General features: G+C 50.4%; 29 protein-coding genes, 1 tRNA gene and 1 CRISPR repeat array (1 of these 31 only partly in view). Of the genes, 10 read left to right on the top strand and 20 right to left on the bottom strand.

What is annotated here, in order from left to right; all coding sequences use genetic code 11:
* The first annotated feature begins 1 nt into the window (after position 1).
* The gene (locus THEAM_RS08515; protein ID WP_041439597.1) at positions 2-526 is read left to right on the top strand and encodes a hypothetical protein; all 525 of its coding nucleotides are present in this window, start codon (positions 2-4) and stop codon (positions 524-526) included.
* On the opposite strand, the gene thrB is transcribed toward THEAM_RS08515, so the two are convergent.
* From thrB to THEAM_RS08460, 10 genes are all read right to left on the bottom strand, one after another.
* Positions 523-1,416 (bottom strand): homoserine kinase, encoded by an 894-nt coding sequence (thrB, locus tag THEAM_RS08510; protein ID WP_013538413.1) that lies wholly within the window; start codon positions 1,414-1,416, stop codon positions 523-525. The two genes, THEAM_RS08515 and thrB, sit on opposite strands and share 4 nt — an antisense overlap.
* Positions 1,417-1,455: 39 nt before the next feature.
* Complete coding sequence (locus THEAM_RS08505) at positions 1,456-1,728, bottom strand: helix-turn-helix domain-containing protein (RefSeq protein ID WP_013538412.1); 273 nt, start codon at positions 1,726-1,728, stop codon at positions 1,456-1,458.
* An 83-nt stretch (positions 1,729-1,811) separates the two neighbouring features.
* Positions 1,812-3,221 carry an endo alpha-1,4 polygalactosaminidase gene (locus THEAM_RS09510; protein WP_013538411.1) on the bottom strand — a complete coding sequence of 470 codons (1,410 nt, stop codon included), beginning with the start codon at positions 3,219-3,221 and terminating at the stop codon, positions 1,812-1,814.
* 3 nt (positions 3,222-3,224) lie between these two features.
* Complete coding sequence (gene rsmG, locus THEAM_RS08490) at positions 3,225-3,851, bottom strand: 16S rRNA (guanine(527)-N(7))-methyltransferase RsmG (protein ID WP_013538410.1); 627 nt, start codon at positions 3,849-3,851, stop codon at positions 3,225-3,227.
* Positions 3,838-5,745: a tRNA uridine-5-carboxymethylaminomethyl(34) synthesis enzyme MnmG gene (mnmG, locus tag THEAM_RS08485; protein WP_013538409.1), complete on the bottom strand. Its 1,908-nt coding sequence runs from the start codon at positions 5,743-5,745 to the stop codon at positions 3,838-3,840. Before mnmG ends, rsmG begins: the two co-directional genes overlap by 14 nt.
* 8 nt (positions 5,746-5,753) lie before the next feature.
* Positions 5,754-6,521 carry an SAM hydrolase/SAM-dependent halogenase family protein gene (locus THEAM_RS08480; protein WP_013538408.1) on the bottom strand — a complete coding sequence of 256 codons (768 nt, stop codon included), beginning with the start codon at positions 6,519-6,521 and terminating at the stop codon, positions 5,754-5,756.
* Positions 6,509-7,135 (bottom strand): lysophospholipid acyltransferase family protein, encoded by a 627-nt coding sequence (locus tag THEAM_RS08475; protein WP_013538407.1) that lies wholly within the window; start codon positions 7,133-7,135, stop codon positions 6,509-6,511. The genes THEAM_RS08480 and THEAM_RS08475 overlap by 13 nt, the downstream gene beginning before the upstream one ends.
* Positions 7,122-7,850, bottom strand: coding sequence for an energy transducer TonB (locus THEAM_RS08470; protein WP_013538406.1), 729 nt, complete (start codon positions 7,848-7,850; stop codon positions 7,122-7,124). Before THEAM_RS08470 ends, THEAM_RS08475 begins: the two co-directional genes overlap by 14 nt.
* A 21-nt stretch (positions 7,851-7,871) precedes the next feature.
* A tRNA-Gly gene (locus THEAM_RS08465) sits at positions 7,872-7,947 on the bottom strand.
* Between the two features lie 21 nt (positions 7,948-7,968).
* Entirely contained in the window at positions 7,969-9,294 is a 1,326-nt protein-coding gene (locus THEAM_RS08460; RefSeq protein ID WP_013538405.1) for an APC family permease, read from the bottom strand.
* A 51-nt stretch (positions 9,295-9,345) separates the two neighbouring features.
* Here THEAM_RS08460 and THEAM_RS08455 point away from each other — a divergent pair, with 51 nt between their 5' ends.
* Entirely contained in the window at positions 9,346-9,678 is a 333-nt protein-coding gene (locus tag THEAM_RS08455) for a hypothetical protein (RefSeq protein WP_013538404.1), read from the top strand.
* Here THEAM_RS08455 and atpC read toward each other — a convergent pair.
* The 8 genes from atpC to mnmA are packed head-to-tail and all read right to left on the bottom strand — an operon-like array spanning position 9,675 to position 16,521.
* Positions 9,675-10,097, bottom strand: a complete 423-nt coding sequence (gene atpC / locus THEAM_RS08450) for an ATP synthase F1 subunit epsilon (protein WP_013538403.1) — start codon at positions 10,095-10,097, stop codon at positions 9,675-9,677. The two genes, THEAM_RS08455 and atpC, sit on opposite strands and share 4 nt — an antisense overlap.
* 12 nt (positions 10,098-10,109) lie before the next feature.
* Positions 10,110-11,555 (bottom strand): F0F1 ATP synthase subunit beta, encoded by a 1,446-nt coding sequence (gene atpD / locus THEAM_RS08445; protein WP_013538402.1) that lies wholly within the window; start codon positions 11,553-11,555, stop codon positions 10,110-10,112.
* Between the two features lie 14 nt (positions 11,556-11,569).
* Positions 11,570-12,430 carry an ATP synthase F1 subunit gamma gene (gene atpG, locus THEAM_RS08440; protein WP_013538401.1) on the bottom strand — a complete coding sequence of 287 codons (861 nt, stop codon included), beginning with the start codon at positions 12,428-12,430 and terminating at the stop codon, positions 11,570-11,572.
* A gap of 14 nt (positions 12,431-12,444) precedes the next feature.
* Positions 12,445-13,953: a F0F1 ATP synthase subunit alpha gene (gene atpA, locus THEAM_RS08435; RefSeq protein WP_013538400.1), complete on the bottom strand. Its 1,509-nt coding sequence runs from the start codon at positions 13,951-13,953 to the stop codon at positions 12,445-12,447.
* A gap of 28 nt (positions 13,954-13,981) precedes the next feature.
* A complete protein-coding gene (gene atpH / locus THEAM_RS08430) occupies positions 13,982-14,515 on the bottom strand; it encodes an ATP synthase F1 subunit delta (RefSeq protein WP_013538399.1) in 534 nt (177 codons plus the stop codon).
* Positions 14,516-14,526: 11 nt separating this feature from the next.
* On the bottom strand, positions 14,527-15,000 hold the full coding sequence (locus THEAM_RS08425) for a F0F1 ATP synthase subunit B (protein ID WP_013538398.1): 474 nt from the start codon (positions 14,998-15,000) through the stop codon (positions 14,527-14,529).
* Positions 15,001-15,010: 10 nt separating this feature from the next.
* Positions 15,011-15,448: a F0F1 ATP synthase subunit B gene (gene atpF, locus THEAM_RS08420; protein ID WP_013538397.1), complete on the bottom strand. Its 438-nt coding sequence runs from the start codon at positions 15,446-15,448 to the stop codon at positions 15,011-15,013.
* The gene (gene mnmA / locus THEAM_RS08415; protein WP_013538396.1) at positions 15,448-16,521 is read right to left on the bottom strand and encodes a tRNA 2-thiouridine(34) synthase MnmA; all 1,074 of its coding nucleotides are present in this window, start codon (positions 16,519-16,521) and stop codon (positions 15,448-15,450) included. The genes atpF and mnmA overlap by 1 nt, the downstream gene beginning before the upstream one ends.
* Positions 16,522-16,610: 89 nt before the next feature.
* Between mnmA and THEAM_RS08410 the strand changes: the two genes are divergently transcribed.
* Genes THEAM_RS08410 through THEAM_RS08400 form a run of 3 tightly spaced genes read left to right on the top strand, consistent with a single transcriptional unit; the run spans position 16,611 to position 18,087 of the window.
* Entirely contained in the window at positions 16,611-17,129 is a 519-nt protein-coding gene (locus THEAM_RS08410; RefSeq protein WP_013538395.1) for a hypothetical protein, read from the top strand.
* Positions 17,130-17,144: 15 nt separating this feature from the next.
* Positions 17,145-17,522, top strand: coding sequence for a hypothetical protein (locus THEAM_RS08405; protein WP_013538394.1), 378 nt, complete (start codon positions 17,145-17,147; stop codon positions 17,520-17,522).
* A 52-nt stretch (positions 17,523-17,574) separates the two neighbouring features.
* Positions 17,575-18,087, top strand: a complete 513-nt coding sequence (locus tag THEAM_RS08400; protein WP_013538393.1) for a hypothetical protein — start codon at positions 17,575-17,577, stop codon at positions 18,085-18,087.
* A gap of 199 nt (positions 18,088-18,286) precedes the next feature.
* Here THEAM_RS08400 and ruvX read toward each other — a convergent pair whose 3' ends face one another.
* Both ruvX and THEAM_RS08390 read right to left on the bottom strand, forming a co-directional pair.
* Positions 18,287-18,694, bottom strand: a complete 408-nt coding sequence (gene ruvX / locus THEAM_RS08395; RefSeq protein ID WP_232203442.1) for a Holliday junction resolvase RuvX — start codon at positions 18,692-18,694, stop codon at positions 18,287-18,289.
* A gap of 11 nt (positions 18,695-18,705) precedes the next feature.
* Positions 18,706-18,912 carry a ubiquitin family protein gene (locus THEAM_RS08390; protein WP_013538391.1) on the bottom strand — a complete coding sequence of 69 codons (207 nt, stop codon included), beginning with the start codon at positions 18,910-18,912 and terminating at the stop codon, positions 18,706-18,708.
* A 20-nt stretch (positions 18,913-18,932) separates the two neighbouring features.
* On the opposite strand from THEAM_RS08390, the gene THEAM_RS08385 reads away from it, so the two are divergent.
* From THEAM_RS08385 to THEAM_RS08365, 5 genes are all read left to right on the top strand, one after another.
* Positions 18,933-19,253 (top strand): cyclic-phosphate processing receiver domain-containing protein, encoded by a 321-nt coding sequence (locus tag THEAM_RS08385; RefSeq protein ID WP_013538390.1) that lies wholly within the window; start codon positions 18,933-18,935, stop codon positions 19,251-19,253.
* Positions 19,250-19,540, top strand: coding sequence for an Asp-tRNA(Asn)/Glu-tRNA(Gln) amidotransferase subunit GatC (gatC, locus tag THEAM_RS08380; RefSeq protein WP_013538389.1), 291 nt, complete (start codon positions 19,250-19,252; stop codon positions 19,538-19,540). Before THEAM_RS08385 ends, gatC begins: the two co-directional genes overlap by 4 nt.
* 9 nt (positions 19,541-19,549) lie before the next feature.
* Positions 19,550-21,013 (top strand): Asp-tRNA(Asn)/Glu-tRNA(Gln) amidotransferase subunit GatA, encoded by a 1,464-nt coding sequence (gene gatA / locus THEAM_RS08375; RefSeq protein WP_013538388.1) that lies wholly within the window; start codon positions 19,550-19,552, stop codon positions 21,011-21,013.
* Between the two features lie 17 nt (positions 21,014-21,030).
* The gene (locus tag THEAM_RS08370) at positions 21,031-21,873 is read left to right on the top strand and encodes an energy transducer TonB (protein WP_013538387.1); all 843 of its coding nucleotides are present in this window, start codon (positions 21,031-21,033) and stop codon (positions 21,871-21,873) included.
* Positions 21,874-21,952: 79 nt separating this feature from the next.
* Positions 21,953-22,162 (top strand): hypothetical protein, encoded by a 210-nt coding sequence (locus THEAM_RS08365; protein WP_041439591.1) that lies wholly within the window; start codon positions 21,953-21,955, stop codon positions 22,160-22,162.
* Between the two features lie 176 nt (positions 22,163-22,338).
* Positions 22,339-22,850: direct repeats of the CRISPR family, unit length 28 nt; unit sequence GTTTAAATCCCACTTGTTCAAATAAAAC; it runs 105 nt beyond the window's last position.

The raw sequence follows: 22,850 nt of genomic DNA, 5'->3' as shown, positions 1-22,850 counted from the left end.
AGTGAAAGGAATGCTCTCTGAATTTTTCGCCTCTCAGGACTGGTCGGACCTTAACGGCGTAGCCCGAATTGCCCTCAGTAAAAAGACCGAAGGCCGGGGGTCTCGGGATTTTGGCTTTGAGTGCCTGGTTCAGATTAAGCTCGCTTCCTACTTCCTTGAGAACTTTGAAAGCAGTGGGGAGTTTAAAGTTTACGTAGGAGAGCGCTTGGGCCGGCTTAAAATAAAACCGGACCTGACTTTAGTAAAGCCGGATTGGTCTGAGGGCACCCTATTGGAGCTCAAAACTATAGCCGATAACAATTTCTCGTGGCTAAAGGGAGATGTTGAAAAACTCCGTAGGGTGAACCTTCCTTGGGATAAATTCCTGCTCTCCGTTAACTGCTACTTAAGCCCCCAGGCCTTTGAGAAGAGCTCCCTGAGCGCCGAGCGTTTCGCCGAGAGGGAAGCCGTTGGCCTTCTGCTGTTTAAACCGTTTTACAAGTCGGACTGCGGAGTTACCTTCTCCTACGCCCTGTTTAAGGTTTAAGCCTCTTCTATTCTGGCTCCCTCCTTGTCAACGTCCAGAACCAGATACCTGCTCTCTATGCCGAGGGCGTCGAAAACGTTACACATAGCCTTTCCGATTTCGTCAAAGTTCTTGTCTGCAAGTGCCCCTATGCAGCTTCCTGCACCCGAAAGGTAAACGGCGTAGGCTCCCGCCTTGTAGCCTTCTGAGAGAACCTCCCAGAAAGAGGGGATGAGGTCGCACCGGTAGGGCTGGTGGATTCTGTCCTTTACCGCCTCTTTCAGTAGGCCGAAATCCCTCTTCTGAAGGGCCCCGAGGAGAAGCGCAACCCTTTGAATGTTGAAGATAACGTCCTCCCTGGAGTAGCTCTCGGGTAGAACCGAGCGGGACTCCTCTGTCGACAAGAAGAGCTCAGGAACAACTATTATCACCTTTAACTCGTCTGGCCAGTCGAGCTTCACGTAAGTGAGGTCTCCGTTTGTCGCCGCAACAACGAAGCCCCCGGTGTAGGCTGGCAGCACGTTGTCGGGGTGGGGCTCAAACTTAAAGGCAACATCTATAACCTCTGGGAGGGATAACTTCTTTCCGGAAATCCTCTCTGCGGCCAGAATCCCCCCCACTATTGCAGTGGCAGAGCTTCCGAGCCCCCTTCCCAGCGGAATCCTGTTTACCTGTTTCACCTTTATCGGTTGGTTCTGCCCCAGGTACTCCATTGTAGAGCGGTAGGCCCTTAAAAAGAGGTTCTTCTCGTCTTTGGGAAGGGAGTCTGCTCCCTCACCCTCTATCTCCACAGAGTAAAAGTCTGAGGGCTCAACTATAAAGTCGTTATAGAGCTTCAGCGCAAGTCCGAGGGCGTCGAAACCTGGCCCCAAGTTGCTCGTAGAGGCCGGAACGGAGACCTTAAACTTCATCACCTACTCCGAAGGTTTTAGTTAGGAAAAGTTTAACCTTTAGCCTTCTCTTTTAGAAGGGGTAAGGGAGATTCTTCCGTTGACCTCGAGGGCCGCTAAAACTTTTGCCACTGTTTTCAGGGAGATGTTGTCTGCTCCGAAAATTCTCGTAATGTAAGAAGGTGAGACCCCCATTCTCTCGGCAAGCTCTTTCTTGCTGATGCCCTTAGACTCCATTAACTCCTTTAACTGCTCTGCTAAGTCGTGCTTCAAACCTTCGTATATAAACTCGGGGTCGAACTCGTAACTGTTGAGTAGCTCCTTTATAGACATTTTTGCCTCGTTACAGATGGCTTTGGCCCTTCCGTTAAAACTTACCAAAGGCTGGCCGTCTGCTGTTAAATACAGGCTAAAGCTTAGTAGCTTCCGAACTGACAGCTCTTTACATAGCTTCCGTTCAGGAGCTTCGGGTAAAGGCTCATCTGGATTCCTTCGCTTTCAAGGCTTTCGCAGGCCCGGTTAAAGGCTTCCTCGTTTTGCAGCAGGGTTTGGTTGTACTCTATGTCGTAAACGGGTTTTCCCGCCTTTAAAAAGGGTAGGAAGAGGTTGCACGTGTTGAACTCCAGGCACTCCTCAACTATTGCGAAGTCGAAGAGCTCGTAGAGGTCCTTAACCTGTTCGGGGTCGTTCTTTAAGGCTATTAGGAGTCTGTTTTCCTTTGCTACAAGGGCCAGGTAGGCGTTGAAGCTGTACTGGTCTTTGTAGGTCAGGGGAAAGCCGGTGTTGTGGGTGTAGCCGTCTACGTTGTCCGGGTCTACACCGTCGCACCCTTTCTCCTTTGCAAGCAGGATTCGCCGTTTCATAACTTGACGTACCTGGGGATTTCTTATGTCCAGCCAGAACTCTCCGGGCCAGCCCTCTACCTGTTTCCCGACTGCAGATTCGGGGATTTGGTCGGCGTCGGGCCTCCACTCTTCAAGGGTCCCTGCGCTGAAGTAGCAGATAACCGTTTTCCCTGCGTCTTTCAGCTCCTTTATCGTTTGATTGGAGGTGTTGAAGAGGTCTACCTCGTAGACATTTGCCGGAATGTCGGTTCTCAGCTCTCCCGTTAGCTGTATGTAAAGGGTTGCGTTCTCAGAGAGCGAAGGCGGGGAGAGGTAGGTTACCGGGGTTGTTGTTACAACCTCTTTCCAGGGCCCGGAGGGAACTTGGTCGTCGTCTACAAACTGCCAGTCTACGTAGTCTACGTCTTTTAGGCCCAGGTAGTCCCTTACGGCGGGGCTCACATCGAGGCCTGCGCCGTTTACCGGGTTGCTGGGAGGGGCGTTGCCGAAAACGTAGTTAAAGTCGTCTTCACCGAACGGGCCCACGTCTTCCCACTGGGCGTAGGCCACCTTATCCCCTTTTACTATTCTTATCCACCTGTTTTTAAGGACCGAGCCGTTCTTCCTGTAAAGCTCCCAGCTGAACCAGGGGATTTTCTCGGCGCTTTTCTTCAGGGTTCCGTTTGGCGTTAGGTCGTTGTAGGGAAGGGCAAAGTAAAAGGGGTTTTGGTGCGGCGTGAACAGTGAGGGGAAGTAGCCGGTTCTGTTGTAGGGGTCGTCTACGCCCCCGTAGTGCCACAGCCATATGTCGTCCCAGGCGCTCTCAACGTTTGAGATGTAGTTGTTGTCGGGAGTTGCGGGCTCTCCAACGTAGAACCAGGTGGTTTTCACGTGGCGGTGAACGGGATACTTTGAGACCTCTTCCCCTGTTGTTCCGCCGCCTCCTCCTCCACAGGAAGCTGCTGCAATAGCCGCCAGAACTGCGGCGGCGAGCCGTTTCAACGTTTACCCCTGAGGCTGTTTCTCTATGAACAGGAACCGGCGGGTGAAGTTTACCCCTTTCGGCTCCACCGTTATCTCTCTGATTTTATACCCGGGAATGCTCTTCTGAAAGCGCTCCTTTCCCCTGTATATGCACAGGACGGCCCCCTCTTTTAGCAGGTGTTCCGTTATTTTTACGGCCCCTTCAGGGTCTTCTACCGCCCTCATGGTGAGCAGGTTAAAGGGACCGCTCACATCCTCTATGCGGCTGCAGGCCACTTTTACGTTTTTAAGGTTCAGTCTCCTTTTTACCTCTTCGAGAAAGACGCATCTTTTCTTCCTGGGCTCTACCAGCGTGAAGTCGGCGTTTTCAAGGGCAACGGCGAGGGGAACTCCCGGGAAGCCCCCTCCGGAGCCTACGTCGCAGATGGAAGCGTTTTCAACGTTGATGCCGGCCTCTTTAAAAGCCTTTAGGCCCAACAGGGAGTCGAACAGGTGTTTCTCTTCAATCTGGGTGTCGTCGAGGAGCGACGTGAGGTTTATTCGCCTCCCCCACTTTTTGAGAAGCTCTTTGAAGAGCTCCAGTTTTTGGTAGTGCTCCTCTTTAAGCTCTATACCGTTTAATGTGCAAAGCTCTCTAAGTCTTTTCACGCTGAAGCTCTCCCCGTTTCCATTTCTGTATGTAAATGGCGAGAACCGGTATAGATGCGGGCCTTATCCCCTCGAGCCTTGCGGCCTGCCCTAAGGTAACCGGTTTCATCTCCTTGAGCTTCTGCCTCTCCTCCACCGATATGGGAACTATGTCGTAGTCGAAGTCTTCGGGGATTTTTATGTTCTCGAGCTTCCGAAACTTCTTAATTTCCTCCAGCTGCCGCTTTATGTAGCCTTCGTATTTGACCTCTATTTCAACCTCTTCAAGGATTTCCCTGAGCAGTTTTTCATCCTCTACGTTTAGCTCAAAGGGTATGAGCTTCAGAATCTCCTCCAGCTTCACCTCGGGCCTTTTCAGAAGCTCGTAGGCGCTCTTACTCTCCTTAATCGGCGTTGAGCCCTCACTCTCAAGAATCGGGTTCACCTGCTCGGGCCTTAGCTTCACCTCTTTTAACTTCTCTATAAAAACCTTAACAGTCTCATACTTCCTCTTAACCCGCTCGTACTGCTCCCTCGTTAATAGGCCGAACTTGTAACCGTACTTTGCAAGCCGATAGTCTGCGTTGTCATAACGCAGCAGTAGTCTGTATTCGGCCCTCGAGGTAAACAGACGGTAGGGCTCTCTAACCCCCTTGTTTACAAGGTCGTCTATCATTACGCCTATGTAGGCCTCGTCCCTTCCCAGGATGAACCTCTCCTCTTTTCCCAGGGCGTAGAGTGCGGCGTTTATACCGGCCACTATTCCCTGGCCGGCGGCCTCCTCGTAGCCGGTTGTTCCGTTTATCTGCCCGGCGTTAAAAAGCCCCTTTATCAGCTTTGTCTCAAGGGTGGGGTAGAGGTGGCGAGGGTCTATAAAGTCGTACTCTATTGCGTATGCGGGCCTTATTATCTCGGCGTTCTCAAGGCCGGGAATGGAGCGTATTATTGCCACCTGAACGTCGTATGGCAGGCTCGTTGACGTTCCGTTGGGGTAGAACTCTACCGTGTTCCTCCCCTCCGGCTCAACGAAAACGTGGTGGCGCTCTTTGTCGGGGAACTTAACGATTTTATCCTCTATAGAGGGGCAGTAGCGAACCCCCACGCCGCTTATCAGCTTACACTCACCGTACATCGGTGAGCGGTGGAGGTTCTCCCTTATTATTCTGTGGGTCTCCGGTGTGGTGTAGGTCAGCCAGCACGGTATCTGCTCAGCCTCTCTGGGCTCGGTCCAGTAGGAGAAGAACGGAGGCGGCTCGTCTCCGTCCTGCCTCTCCATCTTAGAGAAGTCAATCGTTCTTCCGTCTATCCTTGTGGGAGTCCCCGTTTTCAGCCGGGCAACCCTGAATCCGTGTTTTTCGTAGAAGAGCGACAGCTTATTCGCGGGGGGCTCCCACATTCGCCCCCCTTCAAACTCGTTGAAACCTATGAATATCTTGCCCCTTAAAAACGTGCCGGCCGTAACAACTACGGCCTTTGCCCCGTACCTTGCGCCTATGTGGGTAACAACCCCTTTTACGGTGCCGTTTTCTACAACTATGTCGTCTACCGTCTGCTGGATAACCTGAAGGCCGGGGGTGTTCTCTATCACCCGGCGCATACGGTTCCTGTAGGCCTCTTTATCGGCCTGGGCCCTTGGGGCCCTTACTGCAGGCCCCTTTTTCTTGTTCAGAATCCTGAACTGGATGCCGGTTTCGTCTATGTTCTTCGCCATCTCCCCGCCGAGGGCGTCTATCTCCCTTACAACCGTTCCCTTTGCAACGCCCCCGATTGCAGGGTTACACGACATCTCGGCTATTCTATCTACGTTTATGGTAAAGAGTGCGGTTTTACAGCCCATACGGGCGGCAGCGAGTGCAGCCTCGCACCCGGCGTGGCCGGCACCCACTACAATTACGTCAAATACTTCATCCCACATGGAAGCTCCTAAAGGAAAACTTTAACCTTCGTTCCCCTGGTTGCCTTTAAAAGTTTGGCTGAACTTGCCATGTAGGCAACCACCTGAAGGTTCCCCTCCGGGTAAACGCTGACGAACAGCTCACCCTTCTGGAGCTTCTCAAACTTCGGCAGGAACTTCTCTACCCTAACGCCATTTACCTCAACCGCTTTCGGGGCCTCTCCGCCGAACTCAAAGTTGAGAATCAAGTTTCCGAACTGGTCAACCTCAAGGACGATGGTCTCGTAAACTCCCGGAGCAACCTCCTTAACGGGCGGAAGCCGGAACCTCTTTAGCCTCGATAGCTCTATCTCCTCACCCAAGTGAAGGGGAGAGGAGAGTTTGAGAAGCTCGGCTGCTATGGGAGCCAACTGATTCCTCGTCCTGAAGTGCCCTTTCCCCTCTATAAAGTAGTGGTCGGCCGTTATCCTGTATAGCGCCTCGGGAGGCTCCTCCTCGAACATCAAACTGCCTACGCCGTTATTCGGACAGACAACGTAGAACCTCTCGGTACTCACTATTACCGGCTCTGCCGTAGGGTCGGGGTCAACCATACAGAGGAAAACAGTACCTGTAGGAAAAAACCTGTAAGACCACTTCAGCTTAACGGCTGCGTCAACAAGGTCAAAAGGCCTAACGGAGTGGGTTATGTCAACGATTTTTGCTTCCGGCGTAATACTCCTAATAACCCCGTGGACCGTTCCTACGTAGTGGTCTTTAAGACCGAAATCGGAGAGCAGGGCGATTACTTTTTCCATTCCACCTCCCTGTCGGCCTCCCGGTTTAGCTCTTTTAACCTTAATTCTATTTCTTTTCTCAGCTCCTCTTCTGAATTTTGATTCAAGGAGTTCACAGGCTCACCTAAAATCACCTTACACTTTGAGAACGGACGGGGAATCAAAAATCGGTCCCACGAATTTAACCGAAATCCGCTGCTGCACGAAAAGGTCAGCGGAAAAACCGGAAGACCGGTTTTCGCCGCCAGCTTTGCGATTCCCGGTTTAACAACCTCTCTCGGCCCCCGGGGGCCGTCGGGAGTTATGGCAACAACGTAGCCTTTGTCTAAAAGCTCAAGCATCTGGAGGAAGGCCCTTTCCCCTCCCTTGCCGGGCCCGGTGGAGCCCCTCACCGTTTTAAATCCGAGCCTCTCTACAACTTCGGCTATAAGCTGGCCGTCTCTGTGCCTGCTTATGAGAATTGCCACCTTAGAGGAGAACTCCCTTAAGGCAAAGGGCAGTAAAAACATCCTGCCGTGCCAAAAGGCAACTATAGAGGGAAACCGGGGTTGGGCCCTGAACTCAACATCCACCTTAAGAGTTTTAACCCAAGCTCTGGTAACGTTGTATATGAGCCATGGGTTACTTAACTTCAAACTTCACCTTTACCCTAACCGAGTTTACTCCCTTCGGGAGGGGCGGGAACGGCTCTGCAGAGTAAACTGCAGAGAGGGCCGAGCGGTTAAAGGCGATATCGGGGGATAGCCTCTCCACCTCGAGCTCCCTTAACTTGCCGCTTGCCCCTATGGTGAGGGCGATTATAACCGATTGGCTGCCCTTCTCGCTCCTGTAAAACGGTGCCTTCCACCTCTCCATAATCCTGTTCCTGAGAGCTATCAGGTAGGGAACTAAACGGTTACTTGCAACTTTCGGAGTTCCCCTTCCCTCCTCTGTATTGACCTGGGCAGATAGGCTCAGCCTCCTTCCGCCCTTTCCGGTTGCCTGCGTTTTTATCCACCTGCTCCCGGAAACTGCCTGGACACCGGCTTTAGAGTTACTTCTAAACGGACCTTTAAGCTCTTTTGAGTTTGAAGTTTTGGCGTGGAGAAGGTTCTTCCTCGCCTTGGAGCTTCTCCCCCTTGTTACTGTGTTCTCATCCTTCCTTGGGGCCTTCTCGCTGTTTCCCTCTGAAGGTTTTACTCCCAAAAGGTCCGACTCAACCGCCGTGTCAAAAGTTAAGGGGACAACGCTTACAATCTGGTAAACCTTGGCCGTAAAGGCCTCCCGAACGGCGGGAACGGATAGAAGGGCTGCGTGGATTGCTAAAGATGCGGCAAGGGAGATAAGGTCTAACTTAAGCTGATTTCCCAACGGAAGACCCTTTTATTTTTATGGAGCGGGCGACGGGACTCGAACCCGCGACCCTCAGCTTGGGAAGCTGATGCTCTACCACCTGAGCTACGCCCGCCCTTCCTGCGCAAATAATAAATTAGTGAACCGTGGCCTGCTTATCAACCCTCCTGATAAAAGGTGTGGCCGTTCTCCTTTTCCCGTAGTAGAGGACCTCGAGCCCGTAGGCGGCAAGGAATAAAACGATTGTGGTTATAAACGTTAGCTTACTATGCTGGTACTGAAAGAGCGCTATCTGTATGGCAACGAACGTAATTACAATCAAGTTAAAGAACACAAGCCCCTTGTTTCCCCCTATAACGTCTGCCAACCGCAGGTGGGAGGTTATAACCCCTATATAGAGGGCCGTTGTTATTATGCTTATCATCGAGGCCACCGAAGTTATGTTGAAAAAGAGTGTGAAAAAGAGGCCCAAACTGCAGGTTAAGTAAAGCCCCAGGTGCTCTCCCATCCAACTCCTCTCTACGAGCTTCTGGGGGGCGGGAATGTAGCCGTCCCTCATGAGGGCGTAAGAGGCGTTTGCACCGGTATAGATAGTTGCGTTTAAGGCCGAAGATATACTGATGAGGGCTCCTATACTCAGGAGGAAAAAGCCCAAGTGCCCGAGTGCCGGCTCTGCCGCAACGGCCAGTGCGTTCTCCCTGTACTTAACTATTTCCGAGGCCGGTAGGGCTCCCAGGGCCGCCACCGAAACCAAAACGTAAACGGCCATAACCACCAGTATGCTGGTATAAATGGCCCTTGGAACCGTTTTCTGCGGATTTTCAACGTTCTCACTGATGTTTGTTATGAGGCCGAACCCCATGTAAGAGAGGAAGAAAACAACCGAGGCGTTCAGTATCCCTTTTAGGGTGTGGCTGTTGAGGTGAACCTTTAAGTACTCCGGGTGTATAACCGAAAGTCCCGCAACTATGAATATCAGCAGTATCAACAGCTTTGTTAGAACAATCCAGAACTCCAACTTTCCAACCGCCTGCGTTCCCCCAAAATAGCTCAGGGCTCCGAAAAGGGCTATCACGAGAACCTCAACTACCCTGTGAAAAACCGGGTAGTCCAGGTGAACCAGCGGCAGGAAGTAGCCTGCAAAACTTATGGCAAAAAGTGCAATCGATATGACGTAACTGAACCACATCAGAATCGATAAACTCCCAACAACGGGTGAATCTCCGAACCCCCTCTGAATGAAGGCTATGGGGCCGGCGTTTGAAACCAGCTTTGAGCCGAACTTGGCGTAAGAGTATCCCACCATCAGGGCGTATATACCGCTGATGAAGAAGGCTATCGGCAAGGCGTTACCCGCAATTTTCACCCCGTCTCCGAAAATAGAGAAGATGCTCGCACCTATCATCGTTCCTACTGCCATTGCAACGGCCTGCAGGAAGGTCATCTTCTTCTTTTTCTCCATCTCTTCCCTCCTTGTGTCGATAATAGCACTAAACAGCTATAGGGGTTTTCTATGAAAAAGTTTATAACTTTTTTCCTCCTTCTCCACCTGTTTGCCCCTGTGGCCTTCGGAGCCCCTTCCGAAGACGTGCCCGTAGAGGCCCGAATTGCCTACAAACAGGTGAACGGTAAAGTTGTAGAAGTTGTTGTCATTAAGACAAAATCGGGGAAAACTTACGAGCTCTACCCGGGAATTGCCCCGTCTCAGATTCCGAGGCCGAGCTCTTCCATCCCTCGGGAAAAATCGGAGTTCCTCTACCTAATTTCCGGATTCCTGGTAGGGCTTTTGGGGGCGGGAGTTGTAGCGGTGTGGTGGTTAAACAGGAGGGAAAAGGAAGGCCGCTAACGGGCCTTCCTAATGAGCTTCTCCTTCCTTGCTATTTCGGCTTCAACCTCGGCCCGGCGGGCCTCCTCCTCCTCGCCTAAGGAGGTAAGGAGCTCCTTGAGCTCCGCAACCTCCCTCTCTACGGCTTCAACGTCTACCTCGCCGGGCTCGTAAATTTCCTGAACGCCTATGCGAACAACGTCCGGCTCAACCTGGACGAACCCGTTGTAAACGAGCTTCCTTACCTCTTCTCCGTCGGCAGTTCTACAGGAGACAAACCCGGCGCTTATCCTGTAGAACTCCGGCTGGTGGCCGGGCAGAACGCCCAGGTCGCCGTCGTCGGTCTCAACGTAAACCTCTTTAACGGTAAGCTCGTAGTGCTTACCGGTTGCCGAAGCAAGCTGGAGCTTCATCTCAGCCGGTATTCCCTTGCCAGCCATCTAAACTCTCCTCTATTTCTTAGCTTCCGCTTCCTTCATGAGCTTCTCGCCCTTCTCAATGGCCTCATCAATCGTTCCGACCATGTAGAAGGCCTGCTCGGGCAGGTGGTCGAGCTCACCTTTAACAATCATCTCAAAGCCGCGGATTGTCTCCTCGATAGTTACGTAACGTCCGGGCATTCCGGTGAACACCTCTGCAACGTGGAACGGCTGTGTGAGGAAGAGCTGAATCCTCCTTGCCCTGTGAACAACCAGCTTATCTTCCTCGCTGAGCTCCTCCATACCGAGGATTGCGATGATTTCCAGGAGCTCCTTGTACCTCTGGAGGTACCTCTGAACCTCCCTTGCTACCCTGTAGTGCCTCTCACCTACAATGTGGGGGTCGAGCATACGGGATGTAGACTCAAGGGGGTCAACCGCCGGGTAAATACCCTGCTCTGCGAGGGCCCTCGAGAGAACCGTTGTAGCGTCAAGGTGGGCAAAGAGTGTAAACGGAGCCGGGTCTGTAAAGTCGTCTGCAGGAACGTAAATCGCCTGAACGGAGGTAATGGAGCCCTTCGTTGTAGAGGTAATCCTCTCCTGGATTGCACCTACCTCGGTGGCGAGTGTGGGCTGGTAACCAACCTCAGACGGAATCCTTCCGAGCAGAGCCGAAACTTCCGCACCGGCCTGGATAAAGCGGAACATGTTGTCAACGAAGAACATCATGTCACGGCCTTCAACGTCACGGAAGTACTCGGCCATGGTAACGCCGGTCATCGCAACGCGCCACCTGTTACCGGGGGGCTCGTTCATCTGGCCGTAAACCAGAACCGTGTTCTCAAGAACCCCCGACTCCTGCATCTCCAGCCAGAGGTCTGTTCCCTCCCTGGTCCTCTCTCCGACGCCGGCAAATACCGAGAAACCGCCGTGCTTCATTGCAACGTTGTGAATCAGCTCCATGAGGAGAACGGTCTTACCAACTCCTGCACCGCCGAAGAGTCCCGTCTTACCACCCTTTGCGTAAGGCTCAAGGAGGTCGATAACCTTAATACCGGTTTCAAACACCTCTGCAACGGTCTTCTGCTCTGTAAGGGGCGGTGCCGGCCTGTGGATGGGCCAGTACTCCTCGGCCTCAACGGGGCCTTTGCCGTCAATTGGCTTACCTACAACGTTGAAAATCCTTCCCCTTGTTGCGTGTCCAACCGGAACCTTAAGGTAGTCTCCGGTGTCTATAACCTCCATTCCCCTCTTAAGGCCCTCTGTGGCTCCGAAGGCAACGCACCTTACCCTGTTCTCGCCGAGGTGCTGGTGAACCTCGAGCATAAGGTCGCCTTCCTCAATCTTACCGTCCCAGGTAATCTGCTTAACCTTGGGAACCCTGAGGGCGTGGTAGATTTCAGGGAGTTTGCCGTCGGGGAACTCAACGTCTATAACCGGACCTACAATCTGAACGATTCTCCCCTTATGCTCTGCCATATCTATCCTCCTAACTATTTCATTGCTTCAATAGCGGTGGTTATCTCGATGAGCTCCTTGGTAATTGCGGCCTGACGCGCCTTGTTGAACGAAATGGTGAGCTTCTTAATGAGGTCTTCAGCGTTCTTCGTAGCGTTGTCCATCGCGGTCATCCTGGCCGCGTGCTCAGAGGTCTCAGACTCCTTAAGGGCCCTGAGAACAACCGCCGAAACGTAGGAGCGAACCGCCTCCTCTATCACCTTCTCGTCGGGGCCCACCGTGTACTCGGCGGCCTGAAGCTCCTCTCCGCCTTCCGCCGAGAGGGGCATTATCCTCTCGAACGTGACTTCCTGCTTTAAGGCGTTGATGAACCTGTTGTAAACCAGGTAGACCTCGTCGAAGTACTCAGACTCGTATCCCAGGTAGAGGTCGTAGGCTATCTCGTTGGCAAGGGGAAGACCTATGCGCCTGAATATATCCCTGACCTCTTTCCTGACCTTAAGGTCGGAGTACTTGGTGAAGAACTGGCAGGCCTTGTTACCTACAGTTGTGAGGCTTATCTCAATACCCTCTTTCTGCTTCTCCTGGGCGAACCTGTTAACGCGCCTTATGATGTTGGAGTTAAAAGCACCGCACAGCCCCTTATCGGAGGAGATAACCACAAGCTCAATCCTCTTAACGGGGCGAACCTTGAATATGGGGTGGGTTACCGGGTTCTCCCGCAGGTATAGCCCCTGGGCTATACCCTTCATAACCTCTGCGTAGGGCCTAACGTTTATGAGGTCTTCCTGAGCCTTGCGGAGCTTGGCAGCGGACACCGCCTTCATAGCGGCGGTAATCCGCTTCGTCCCCTTGAGGCTCTTTATCTTGGCTTTTATCTCTCTCATTCCGGGCATTGTTTACCTCTCAATTAGGCTGTGAAGGTTGCCTTGAACTCCTTAATTGCCTCGTGGAGCTTCTTGGTGAGCTCGTCGTCGAGCTTCTTCTTCTCGAGAATCTCCTTGAGAATCTCGGGGTGCTTGGCGTCCATAAAGGCGTAGAGCTCCCACTCAAACTTCGTAACCGCCTCAACGGGGATGTCGTCGAGGTAACCGTTAATTGCGGCAAAGAAGGCAACAATCTGCTTCTCTACGGGGATAGGCTTGTGGGGCGGCTGTTTGAGGAGCTCCATAAGCCTCCTACCCCTCTCAAGCTGAGCCCTTGTTGCAGGGTCAAGGTCGGAAGCGAACTGGGCGAACGCCTCAAGCTCCCTGTACCTTGCAAGCTCAAGCCTGAGCTTACCGGCAACCTGCTTCATTGCCTTAATCTGGGCTGCACCACCTACCCTGGAAACCGAGAGACCTACGTTGATAGCCGGCCTCTGACCCTTGTAGAAGAGGTCGGTCTCGAGGAATATCTGACCATCGGTAATGGAGATAACGTTTGTGGGAATGTAAGCGGAGATGTCTCCGGCCTTGGTCTCAACAATCGGGAGGGCTGTAAGCGAACCTGCTCCGAGCTCGTCGTTGAGCTTTGCGGCCCTTTCAAGGAGCCTGGAGTGCAGGTAGAAAACGTCTCCCGGGTAAGCCTCCCTTCCCGGAGGACGCCTGAGGAGGAGCGACATCTCACGGTAGGCAACCGCCTGCTTGGAGAGGTCGTCGTAAACTATAAGTGCTGCCCTTCCGGTATCCCTGAAGTACTCCGCTACTGTACAGGCGGCGTAGGGTGCAAGGTACTGAAGTGCTGCCGGGTCGGAAGCAGTAGCGGAGATAACGATTGTGTAGTCCATAGCTCCCAGCTCTTTGAGGAGCTGAATCGTTTGAGCAACGGTTGAACGCTTCTGACCTACCGCACAGTAAACGCAGATAACGCCTTCCCTCTTCTGGTTGAGAATAGTATCGATAGCAACGGTGGTCTTACCGGTCTGCCTGTCTCCGATGATGAGCTCCCTCTGACCCCTTCCGATGGGGATGAGGGCGTCGATTGCCTTGATACCGGTTTGAAGCGGCTCGTGAACCGGTTTCCTGGTTACGATTCCGGGAGCGATACGCTCAACCGCACGCCTTTCTGTGTACTCAATGTCTCCTTTACCGTCGATGGGATTTCCCAAGGGGTCAAGGACCCTTCCTATAAGGCCGTCTCCAACGGGCATGTCGAGGATACGGCCGGTCCTCTTGGCCTTACCGCCTTCTACGATGCCCCTTCCCTCTCCGAGGAGAACGACACCTACGTTGTCCTCCTCAAGGTTGAACGCAACGCCTTCGGTTCCGTCTTCAAACTCTACAACCTCACCGTACTCAACGTTCTCGAGGCCGTAAACCCTTGCAACTCCGTCTCCGACCTTGATAACAATACCCGTCTCGTCGAGGTTTACAGAGGCCTCAAACTCCTCAATCTGTTTTCTTATCAGTTCGGAAATTTCCTCTGCCCTAATCTGCATCGTTCCACCTCGCTTTCTGGTTTTTATCTTAATCGGCTATCGCTTTCTTAAGAGCTTCAAGCTGGCTCTTTATAGAGGCGTCGAGCACCTTGTCTGCAACCTTCACCACAAAGCCGCCGATTATGGAAGGGTCAAGCTTCACGGTAATCTCGGCCTTCTTCCCGAAAATCTCCTCGATTTTGGCCTTTATCCTGTTCAGGGTCTCCTCGTCTATCTCGGTAGCAGTGGTCACTTCTGCCTTTACAACTCCCAAACGGGCGTTTACGAACTGCTCAAACTCCTGGAGGAACTCCCTGAGAAGGCCGAGCCTGTTCCTTTCGGCCATAAGCTCGAGCACCCTTTTGAGCTCCTTGCTGACTTGAACCTTTTCCAGCACTTTCTCAAGGAGGGCTTTCTTCTTCTCTACGGGAATTATCGGGTTTTTAAAGTATTTGATTGCCTTGTCGTCAAACAGGGAAACAACGGTTTTCAGTTCGTTCAGAACCGCTTCCAGTCTGTCGTCGGGTAGAACCTCTGCCAGAGCTTTTGCGTACCTTCTGGCAACTCTTACTTCCAGTCTCAACTTGACCCCTCCTAAAGCTTTTCAAGGCTGGATTCGATGAGTTTCTTGTTAACTTCCGGGGTTATGGAGCCTTTGAGCTTGTTTTCTGCAAGCTCTACAGCCTTTTGAGCCGCGAACTTCTTGAGCTCCTCTTTCGCCTTGTAGAGCTCCTTCTCTATCTCCTCATCGGCCATCTTCACGATGCGCTCGGCAGTCTGCTTGGCCTCGGCGATAATCTGCTCTTTCTCCCTCTGGGCCACTTCCTTCGAGTAGGCGATGATTCTCTCGGCCTCCGCTTTTGCCTCTTGAGACTTCTTCTCGGCCTCCTTGAGGAGCTTCAGCGCCTCCTCTTTCTCCTGCTTGGCCTTCTCGAACTTGGTGGTTATCGCCTCTATACCGTTGGAGATGAAGTTTGAAACGGGCTTTCTGAGAATCCAGTAAAGGAGTGCAAACAGGATAATGGTGTTTACGAACTTCCAAAATAGCAGGTGTCCGCCGCCTTCCATCGTGCCCCCTTTAAGCTACCTTTCTGAGGATTTTCTTCACTATCTCTTCTGCCAGCTTCTCGGCCTCGGCCTCCAGCTTGGCCTTCTCCTTCTCGAAGGAGCTCCATATCTCCTTCTTGGCGCTCTCTACCCTTGCGGTTGCCTCTTCCTGGGCCCTTCTGATTATCTCTTCCCTCTCTGCACGGGCCTCTTTCACCGCCGTGTCTATTATGGTTTTGGCCTCGGCCTTGGCCTTCTCAAGGAGCTCCTCTACCTCTTTCAGGAGGCTTTCGGCCTTCTGTTTCAGAGCCTCTGCCTCCGAGTAGATAGCTCCCAGCTCGCTCTCCCTCTCTTCCATAAGCTTTAGGAGGGGTTGAAACAGGAACTTGTTGATGAGCACCATGAAGATGAGGAAGTTGACAGCCTGAACCACCAGGGTCCAGTCTATGGATACGATGCTTCCCTCCATTACCCGACTCCTTCCCGAGTGATTTCCCCTCCTCCCAGAAGCAGGTCGTTGCTGTAAAAGGCACAGACCTGCCCTGGCGCGGGGGCAGAAACTTTCGCCGCTAATTTTACACGATAAATGCCGTTTTTAAAATAGTGTAACGATTCTACCGGAACTGGCTCAGAACGGTACCTTACCTGGGCCAGCAAGGGTAGGTCGGTAAGGCGCTCTTGGGGTACGTGCCAGTTAACCTTCCACACCGTTATTTCGTCTTTTTCAACGGCCTCCTTCGGGCCTACAATCACCGCGTTCTCTTCGGGGCGGAGCTCAACTACGTGAAGTGGGTGTTTGTAGCTTATCCCCAGCCCCCTCCTCTGGCCTACTGTGTAGTAGATGAGTCCTTTGTGTTTCCCGAGAACTTCTCCGGTTGTGAGCTTAAAAGGCCCCGGCCGGGGTTTTATGAACTTCCTCAGGAAGTCGGCGTAGCTTTTCTCCTTTATAAAGCAGACGTCTTGGCTTTCTCCCTCAAAGGGGAATCCCAACTTCTTGGCTTTCTCTATTACCTCTCTTTTTGTAAGGTTCCCCAGCGGGAGAATCAAATTTTCAAAAACCCTTTGCTCTACGAGTGCCAGGAAGTAGGACTGCTCCTTCCCCGGTTCAACGCCCCGCTTTATGAGTTTTCTGCCGAAGCTCTCTACCTTTTCCACCCGTGCGTAGTGGCCCGTTGCTATGTAGGGAATTTTGAGTTTCCGGGCGAGTTTGTACAGCTCTTTAAGCTTTATCTCCCGGTTACACACTGCGCACGGGTTCGGGGTGAGTCCTTTCCGGTAGTAGGCGATGAAGTAGTCTATTACCGCCTTTTTAAACTCTTCGGTGAGGTCCACAACTGTGAGTTTAAGGTTTAGAAGCTCTGCGCTCCTTCTGGGTTTTGTGGTGTCGGCGTCGGGCAGGAGCTTGAAGTAAACCGGGTAAACGTTGAAGCCCTGTTCAAGTAGTAGGTGGGCTGCGTAGAAGCTGTCTACCCCGCCGCTGAACCCGAGTAGGACTCTTTTCATAACGGCCAGCTCTTTAGATTTAATTTCTTTAAACTCCATATTGCCCTTGGAAACTATAATAAAAGCGTTATGGGTGTTGAACTATTTAGAAAATTATACTTATCAGATTAAGTTAACTTCGGTTACCTATGCGTGAGTTTTTAAAGCGGTTCAAATACAAGTCAAAAACGGCCGTTAAGGCTGTCAGATACGGTATCTTAGACCTATTCTACGCTTCTCTTTGGGTGGTTGCCGCTCTTGCGATTCCTGTGGTTGTTAAGGTTATCTTTTCTTTGAAGGCCGGGATTGCCTTGAATGATTTAAAAAGCTTTATTTTCTCCTCCAGCTACTTCTCGGGGCTGCTCGGTACCGTCCTTATGTATATGGTGGAAGGTGTTATTCTTATATTTACTGCGACTATTGTTTCCGGCTTTTTAAAGTTGGACTTTTCAGAACTTTTAGGTGAGGGTGCATTTTTCTATTTAATGATTTTCGTCTTGGTTTTTGTCTGGTTCTTCTATAAGATTATGGGATGGCTGTTTCTCGGGCAAAATCCCTTTATTTTTCACAACAAAGACGCATTTGTTCTTCTGATAATTCTCTTCTTGATGGCCTTTGATAAGTCTCCTTATAAACTACGTAAGCCACTTTCTTCCGGAAAAGAGTAATTGGGGGAGGGACAAATGGAAGACATTTTAAGGGTTTTTGTTTTTAATTTAGTTTACGCTGTGGTTATTATTGGAGTTTTGTATTTGATTTACAAATCATTACTCCTTCGTTACAGCCGCCTTGAAAATGCTGGGAAACTTTCCGCTTCAGAGCCGAGTTCTGGTAGTGCCGTTAGTGTTCAAAGTGCAGAGTTGGAGGTTAGGGAGTTTGTAGACCCTAAGCTCACCCTTTCGTGGGAAAGGGGAGCAGTTTATCCTCTGGGACTTAAGGGTGAAAAGGTCATTCGGGTCAGTTTACCTTCCGAGGAGGAGCGGAAGGAACTTGAAAGGCTTTTAGGACCGGAACTCACTCGAGTTCTTTACCCTAAGAGCGGCGTTAAGCTTACTGTTTAGTCGGTTTACTCAGGTTGTTTAAACAAAGAATTTCCAAGCAAAGAGGGGGCGTATGTCTAAGGATTACTCGCAGGAGCTTCTCGATACTTTAAGAGAAATCTCCGAGCTTTTCTTCGAGCACTACTCTTCTCCCTACAACGCAATAATTGCCTTTACCAACGAGAAACCCGTTAAACCGCTAATAGAGCTTGAGGCGGCTTTTGTTCACTTGGTTAGCGCCGTTAAGGCCCTTTCGCAGGTTGACAACAGCGAGGAAGCTCTGGAGAGATTCGAGAACAACCTTAAGCGCTTTAAAGGGCACGTGGAGAGGATGCTCCTTGACCTCTATAAACTTGCCTATATAGAGATTATCTCCCTTCTTAAGAAGAGGTTGGAGGAGCTTAAGGGGGACCTTTACGAAAAGGAGTTTGTTGGATATTTGGAGCTTCTTGACACCGCCGTTAGTAGGTTCTACTCGGTCAGGCAGAGGGAGATTAACACGGTCGGCATTTCAAAGGGGGAGGTGCTCAACCTCTACCGGAAAGGGTTGGATGAACTTGTAAAGAAATATAAGGAGATTCGTTAGCACTTTTGAAACTGCCGCTGCTTATGTAGCCTTTAGATGGGTGGTAAAAGGAAGGGCGCCCTTGGCGGGCGCCCCTGTGACTCATGGGGAGGAGGGAGGGGGATAGGGGGTGTCTGCTATTAATAATAGTTCCTATTTTTCCTTTGTCAAGGGGTATTCACCTTGTTCAACTTCTGAATACTTAATATACGCCTTCTGCTTACCTTTTCAACTCCAGCCACTCTTTTAAAATCAGGGCCGCTGCGTAGTCGTCCAGCTCCTCTTTTTCTTTCCCCAAGCTTCTTGCAACTTCCCTTGCCTCCTGGGTAGAGAAGGATTCGTCGTGGGTGTAGATGGGGATTTGGTATCCCCTTTCCCTAAGGAAGCTCTGGAGCTTTGCTGTGAACTTCTCTATCTTTTGGCCTATTTTGGTCTTTTCCCCTTGGGCGTTTATGGGGATGCCCACCACTATCTCTTCTACTCCTTTGTCGAGCACTATTTTCAGAAGCTCTTCAAAGGTTTCTCTGTTGCTCTTTCTGTATAGTATTCGGTAGGGGGAAGCAGTCAGCTTTAAAGGGTCGGAGAGTGCAACGCCTATTCTTTTGAATCCTACGTCGAGGGCCATCACTCTTCCCAATCCTACCCCCGTGATGTGGCTACTACAACTTCTACCTTGTCGCCGTCTGTTAGGAGCTCGTCGTCGCAGAGAAGCTCACCGTTGCGAACTACTACGGCCGTTTCCGGGTATATGCCCATCTGAAGTAACAGCTTGTCTACCCTTATTCGGCGGCCGTTGAACTCTACGGCCCTTTCCCTGCCGTCCTGTTCTACTAAAATAGTTCCCAACTTTAACCTCCGGAGGAGTGGTGAAACTGTTCTTAGACGACTGGAGGGAGCCTCCACCAGATTATATACTGGTGCGCAGCGTTAACGAACTGAAGAAGCTCGTTAAGAGATTCGGCCCTCAAATAGAAGTGCTCGACCTCGACAACCACCTCGGCCCTTATCAGAGCTTGGGAGGAACCGGGCTCGACTTTATAAAGTGGCTGGAAGAAGCGGTTTACCTTGGTGAGGTGGAGCTCAACCCCGATGTTAAAATTGTCTCCCACTCCAGTGACCCGCTGGCAAGGGAACTTATAGAGGAAGTGGGAGCTTCCATAAAAGCCTATTTAAGGAGTAGGAGATGAAGCTGAGCAGGGAAGAGGTTCTTCACATTGCCATGCTGGCCAGAATAGAGCTCAGGGAAGAGGAAGTTGAGAAGTTCAGAAATCAGCTTTCGGAGATTCTTACCTTTGTTGAGAAGCTCAACGAGCTCGATACAGAGGGCATAGACCCGAAGTTTAGCGTAATTCCTCCCGAAAACGTCTTAAGGGAGGATGTGCCCGGTATGAGCTTGCCGAGGGAGAAGGTGTTTATGAACGCCCCCGAAACCGACGGAGAGTACTTTATCGTTCCCAAAGTGGTTAAAAAGTAGGAGGGAGAAATGGAACTGCTTGAGAAGAGCCTTAAAGAGCTTCACACCCTCATAAAGAAAAAAGAACTCAAACCTTCCGAGCTTGTACAGGCGAATATAGAGCGTATAGAACAGACCGAGGAGAAGCTCAACGCCTACATAACCGTCTGTGCCCAAGAAGCCCTTGAGAAGGCAAAAGTTGCCGATGAAGAACTTCTTAGGCTCTCCGAAGACGAAATCCCCGAGCTCTTCGGAATTCCCATAGCCATAAAAGACAACATCAACGTTGAAGGCATTAGAATGACCTGTGCCTCCCGTATGCTCGAGAGCTTCATCTCCCCCTACGACGCAACCGTTACAAAGAAGCTTCGCGAAAGGGGAGCTATCTTCATAGGCAAAAACAACCTCGATGAGTTTGCAATGGGCTCCTCAACCGAAACCTCCTACTTCGGGCCTACTAAAAACCCCTGGGACTTCTCCCGTGTACCCGGAGGCTCCTCCGGAGGCTCTGCAGCTGCCGTTGCGGCCCGCTCTGCACTGGCATCTCTCGGTTCTGACACCGGGGGCTCAATCAGACAGCCCGCCGCCTTCTGCGGAGTGGTAGGCCTGAAGCCAACCTACGGTAGAGTTTCAAGGTATGGCCTTACAGCCTTTGCCTCCTCCCTCGACCAAATCGGCCCCATAACAAAAAACGTAGAAGACGCCGCCTACCTACTAAACATCATCTCCGGCCTCGACTCAAAAGACGCAACCAGCGCAAAACTGCCGGTTCCCAACTTCCTGGAAGCTCTAAACGGAGAGGTTAAAGGCCTCAAAGTAGGCCTTCCGAAAGAGTACTTTGTAGAGGGGATAGAACCGGAAGTTAAAGCCCTTGTAGAAGAAGCAGCCCGGAAACTTGAGAAACTCGGAGCAGAACTCGTAGAAGTCTCCCTTCCCACTACCAAGTACTCCGTTGAAACCTACTACATAATCGCTCCCGCCGAGGCCTCCTCAAACTTGGGAAGGTTCGATGGAGTCAGGTACACCTACAGAGCAAAGAACTACAAGGGCCTCGTTGATATGTACTGCAAAACCCGTGCAGAAGGCTTCGGAGACGAAGTCAAACGCAGAATAATGATAGGAACCTACACCCTTAGTGCCGGCTACTACGACGCCTACTACCTTAAAGCTCAAAAAGTGAGAACCCTCATATACAACGACTTCCAAAAAGCTTTTGAGTCGGTAGATGTCCTGCTCACCCCGGTAACCCCCGAAGTTGCCTTTAAAATCGGTGAAAAAACCGACGACCCTATAAAAATGTATCTGTCCGACGTATTCACGATTGCCGTAAACCTTGCCGGGTTACCTGCCCTCTCCCTTCCGTGCGGCTTAACAGCTCAGAACCTTCCTGTTGGCGTTCAACTCATCGGAAAAGCCTTCGACGAAGAAACCATCTTAAAAGTTGCCCACGCCCTCGAAGCTGAGCTTAACCTCAGCCTTAAACCTGCCCTTTAACGGGAAGGCGGCCGCTAATGAGCCGCCTCTCCCTTCTCTCACTTTTCATCTCCGTTCTCATAAACGGAGCCCTTCTTTACCTGCTCTCAATCGAACTTAAACCTCCTCGACTCTCAGAAAAGCCGGAAGCACCTATTGTCCTAAACTTCGGATATCCTTCTCCAAAAAGAGAAAACGGTCCTCGCCCTAAAGCAGAAAGTAAAACTGTGAACAAAACTCCTCCACTTCCCAAAAAAAACGTAAAACAAAAACGCCACTACAAGAAGAAACGGAACCACTCCTTGAAAACTTCCCCTAAAAAAACTGTTAAACCCTCTACTCCAAAAAGAAAAACCCAACTCCTTCAAAAAAACTTAAAAATTACTAAAAACGAGATGAAACATTCCCATTTCGGCCCAACACATTCAAAAAGAACTTCTGCTAACTCTTTAACTACTCCTTCTACTCAAAATGGAACTTCACCTACCGCTTCCCCCTTAAAAACTCCTTCAGAAAGGAATTCCACTACCTCCGGTTTAGCAACCTCTGGAGCTTGTCCTGGCAGAAAACCCCTCTCTTCTAAAACAAACACAAAGAAAGAGCCTTCTCTTGAGAACTACCTAAAACAGGTTCTTAAAGAGGTAGAACGTCATAAATTCTACCCCCCGATTGCCCGCAGACTCGGCATAGAAGGCAGAGTGAAAGTTGAAATCGTAATCTCACCTGAAGGACAACTAAGCTCTCTGAGAATTCTCTCGTCACCTTCAAGAATTCTGACTTCCGCCGTAGTCAAAATACTGAATAATTGCTCCTTCCCTAAACCGCCAACTAACAAAAGAGTGAAGCTTGAGTTCGTTATCAACTTTAAGCTTGAACATTAAGCTTTTTTATAAAAAGATGGCTTGACCTTTAGATATAAATTTCTCTGAAAACTATTGAATCCTAATCCTGTGATATAGAATGTGTGTAGGAGATTTTCCAACCCTTCAAGAGATAAAATACTTTATAGAAAAAGAACTTCTGAAACCCAATGAGATAGAAGATATCCAATGCGGCTTCTCAGCTATTGTGGTCTATCTTAAAAAGCGACCGTCAATAGAAAGAAGTCTTGAGCTTAGAGATAAAGTTTACAAAGCTTTCGGAAAGAAAATAACAGTAATATTTGTGTAAACTGCTTATTATGTATCTATTAAGATTATGCATAGCCCCTTATCGCCTTTAATCCCACTTGTTCAGATAAAACCGTTTATCAACTCTTTAGGGACGAAGCTGATTATCGTTTAAATCCTACTTGCTTGTTCAGATAAAACGGATAGAAGCTATGGCAGGTAAACCGCCGTAGCTTGATTTAAATCCCACTTGTTCAGATAAAACCAGCTTCCTCTTCCACAACAAGGGGGTAGTAGCCCTGCAGTTTAAATCTCATTTGTTCAAATAAAACAGCATCTCTGATAGAAGGAATAGATATTGTATATGGTTTAAATCCCACTTGTTCAAATAAAACGGTGCCCTCTTTCTCCTCTCTAAGAGCTCCCATGCCGCGTTTAAATCCCACTTGTTCAAATAAAACTGGTTTAAAAAAGAATATTTAGGAGTATAATTGGAGTTTAAATCCCACTTGTTCAAATAAAACTTCTTACGAAAGGACGATTGAGACAGTTGAGAAGGTTTAGTTTAAATCCCACTTGTTCAAATAAAACGGTCCTTGGCGGGCAGGTTCAAAACATACCAGTCCGAAATGTTTAAATCCCACTTGTTCAAATAAAACCCGCCCGTCGCTACTTAATGAAACTTTACTCTATCTTCGTTTAAATCCCACTTGTTCAAATAAAACCTTCCTCGTGTTTTAGTTCAAGCT

This window comes from Thermovibrio ammonificans HB-1 (assembly GCF_000185805.1).
Lineage (GTDB): Bacteria > Aquificota > Aquificia > Desulfurobacteriales > Desulfurobacteriaceae > Thermovibrio > Thermovibrio ammonificans.
Note: the sequence above shows the minus strand (reverse complement) of the source record. Positions and strands in the feature narration are given on the sequence as shown.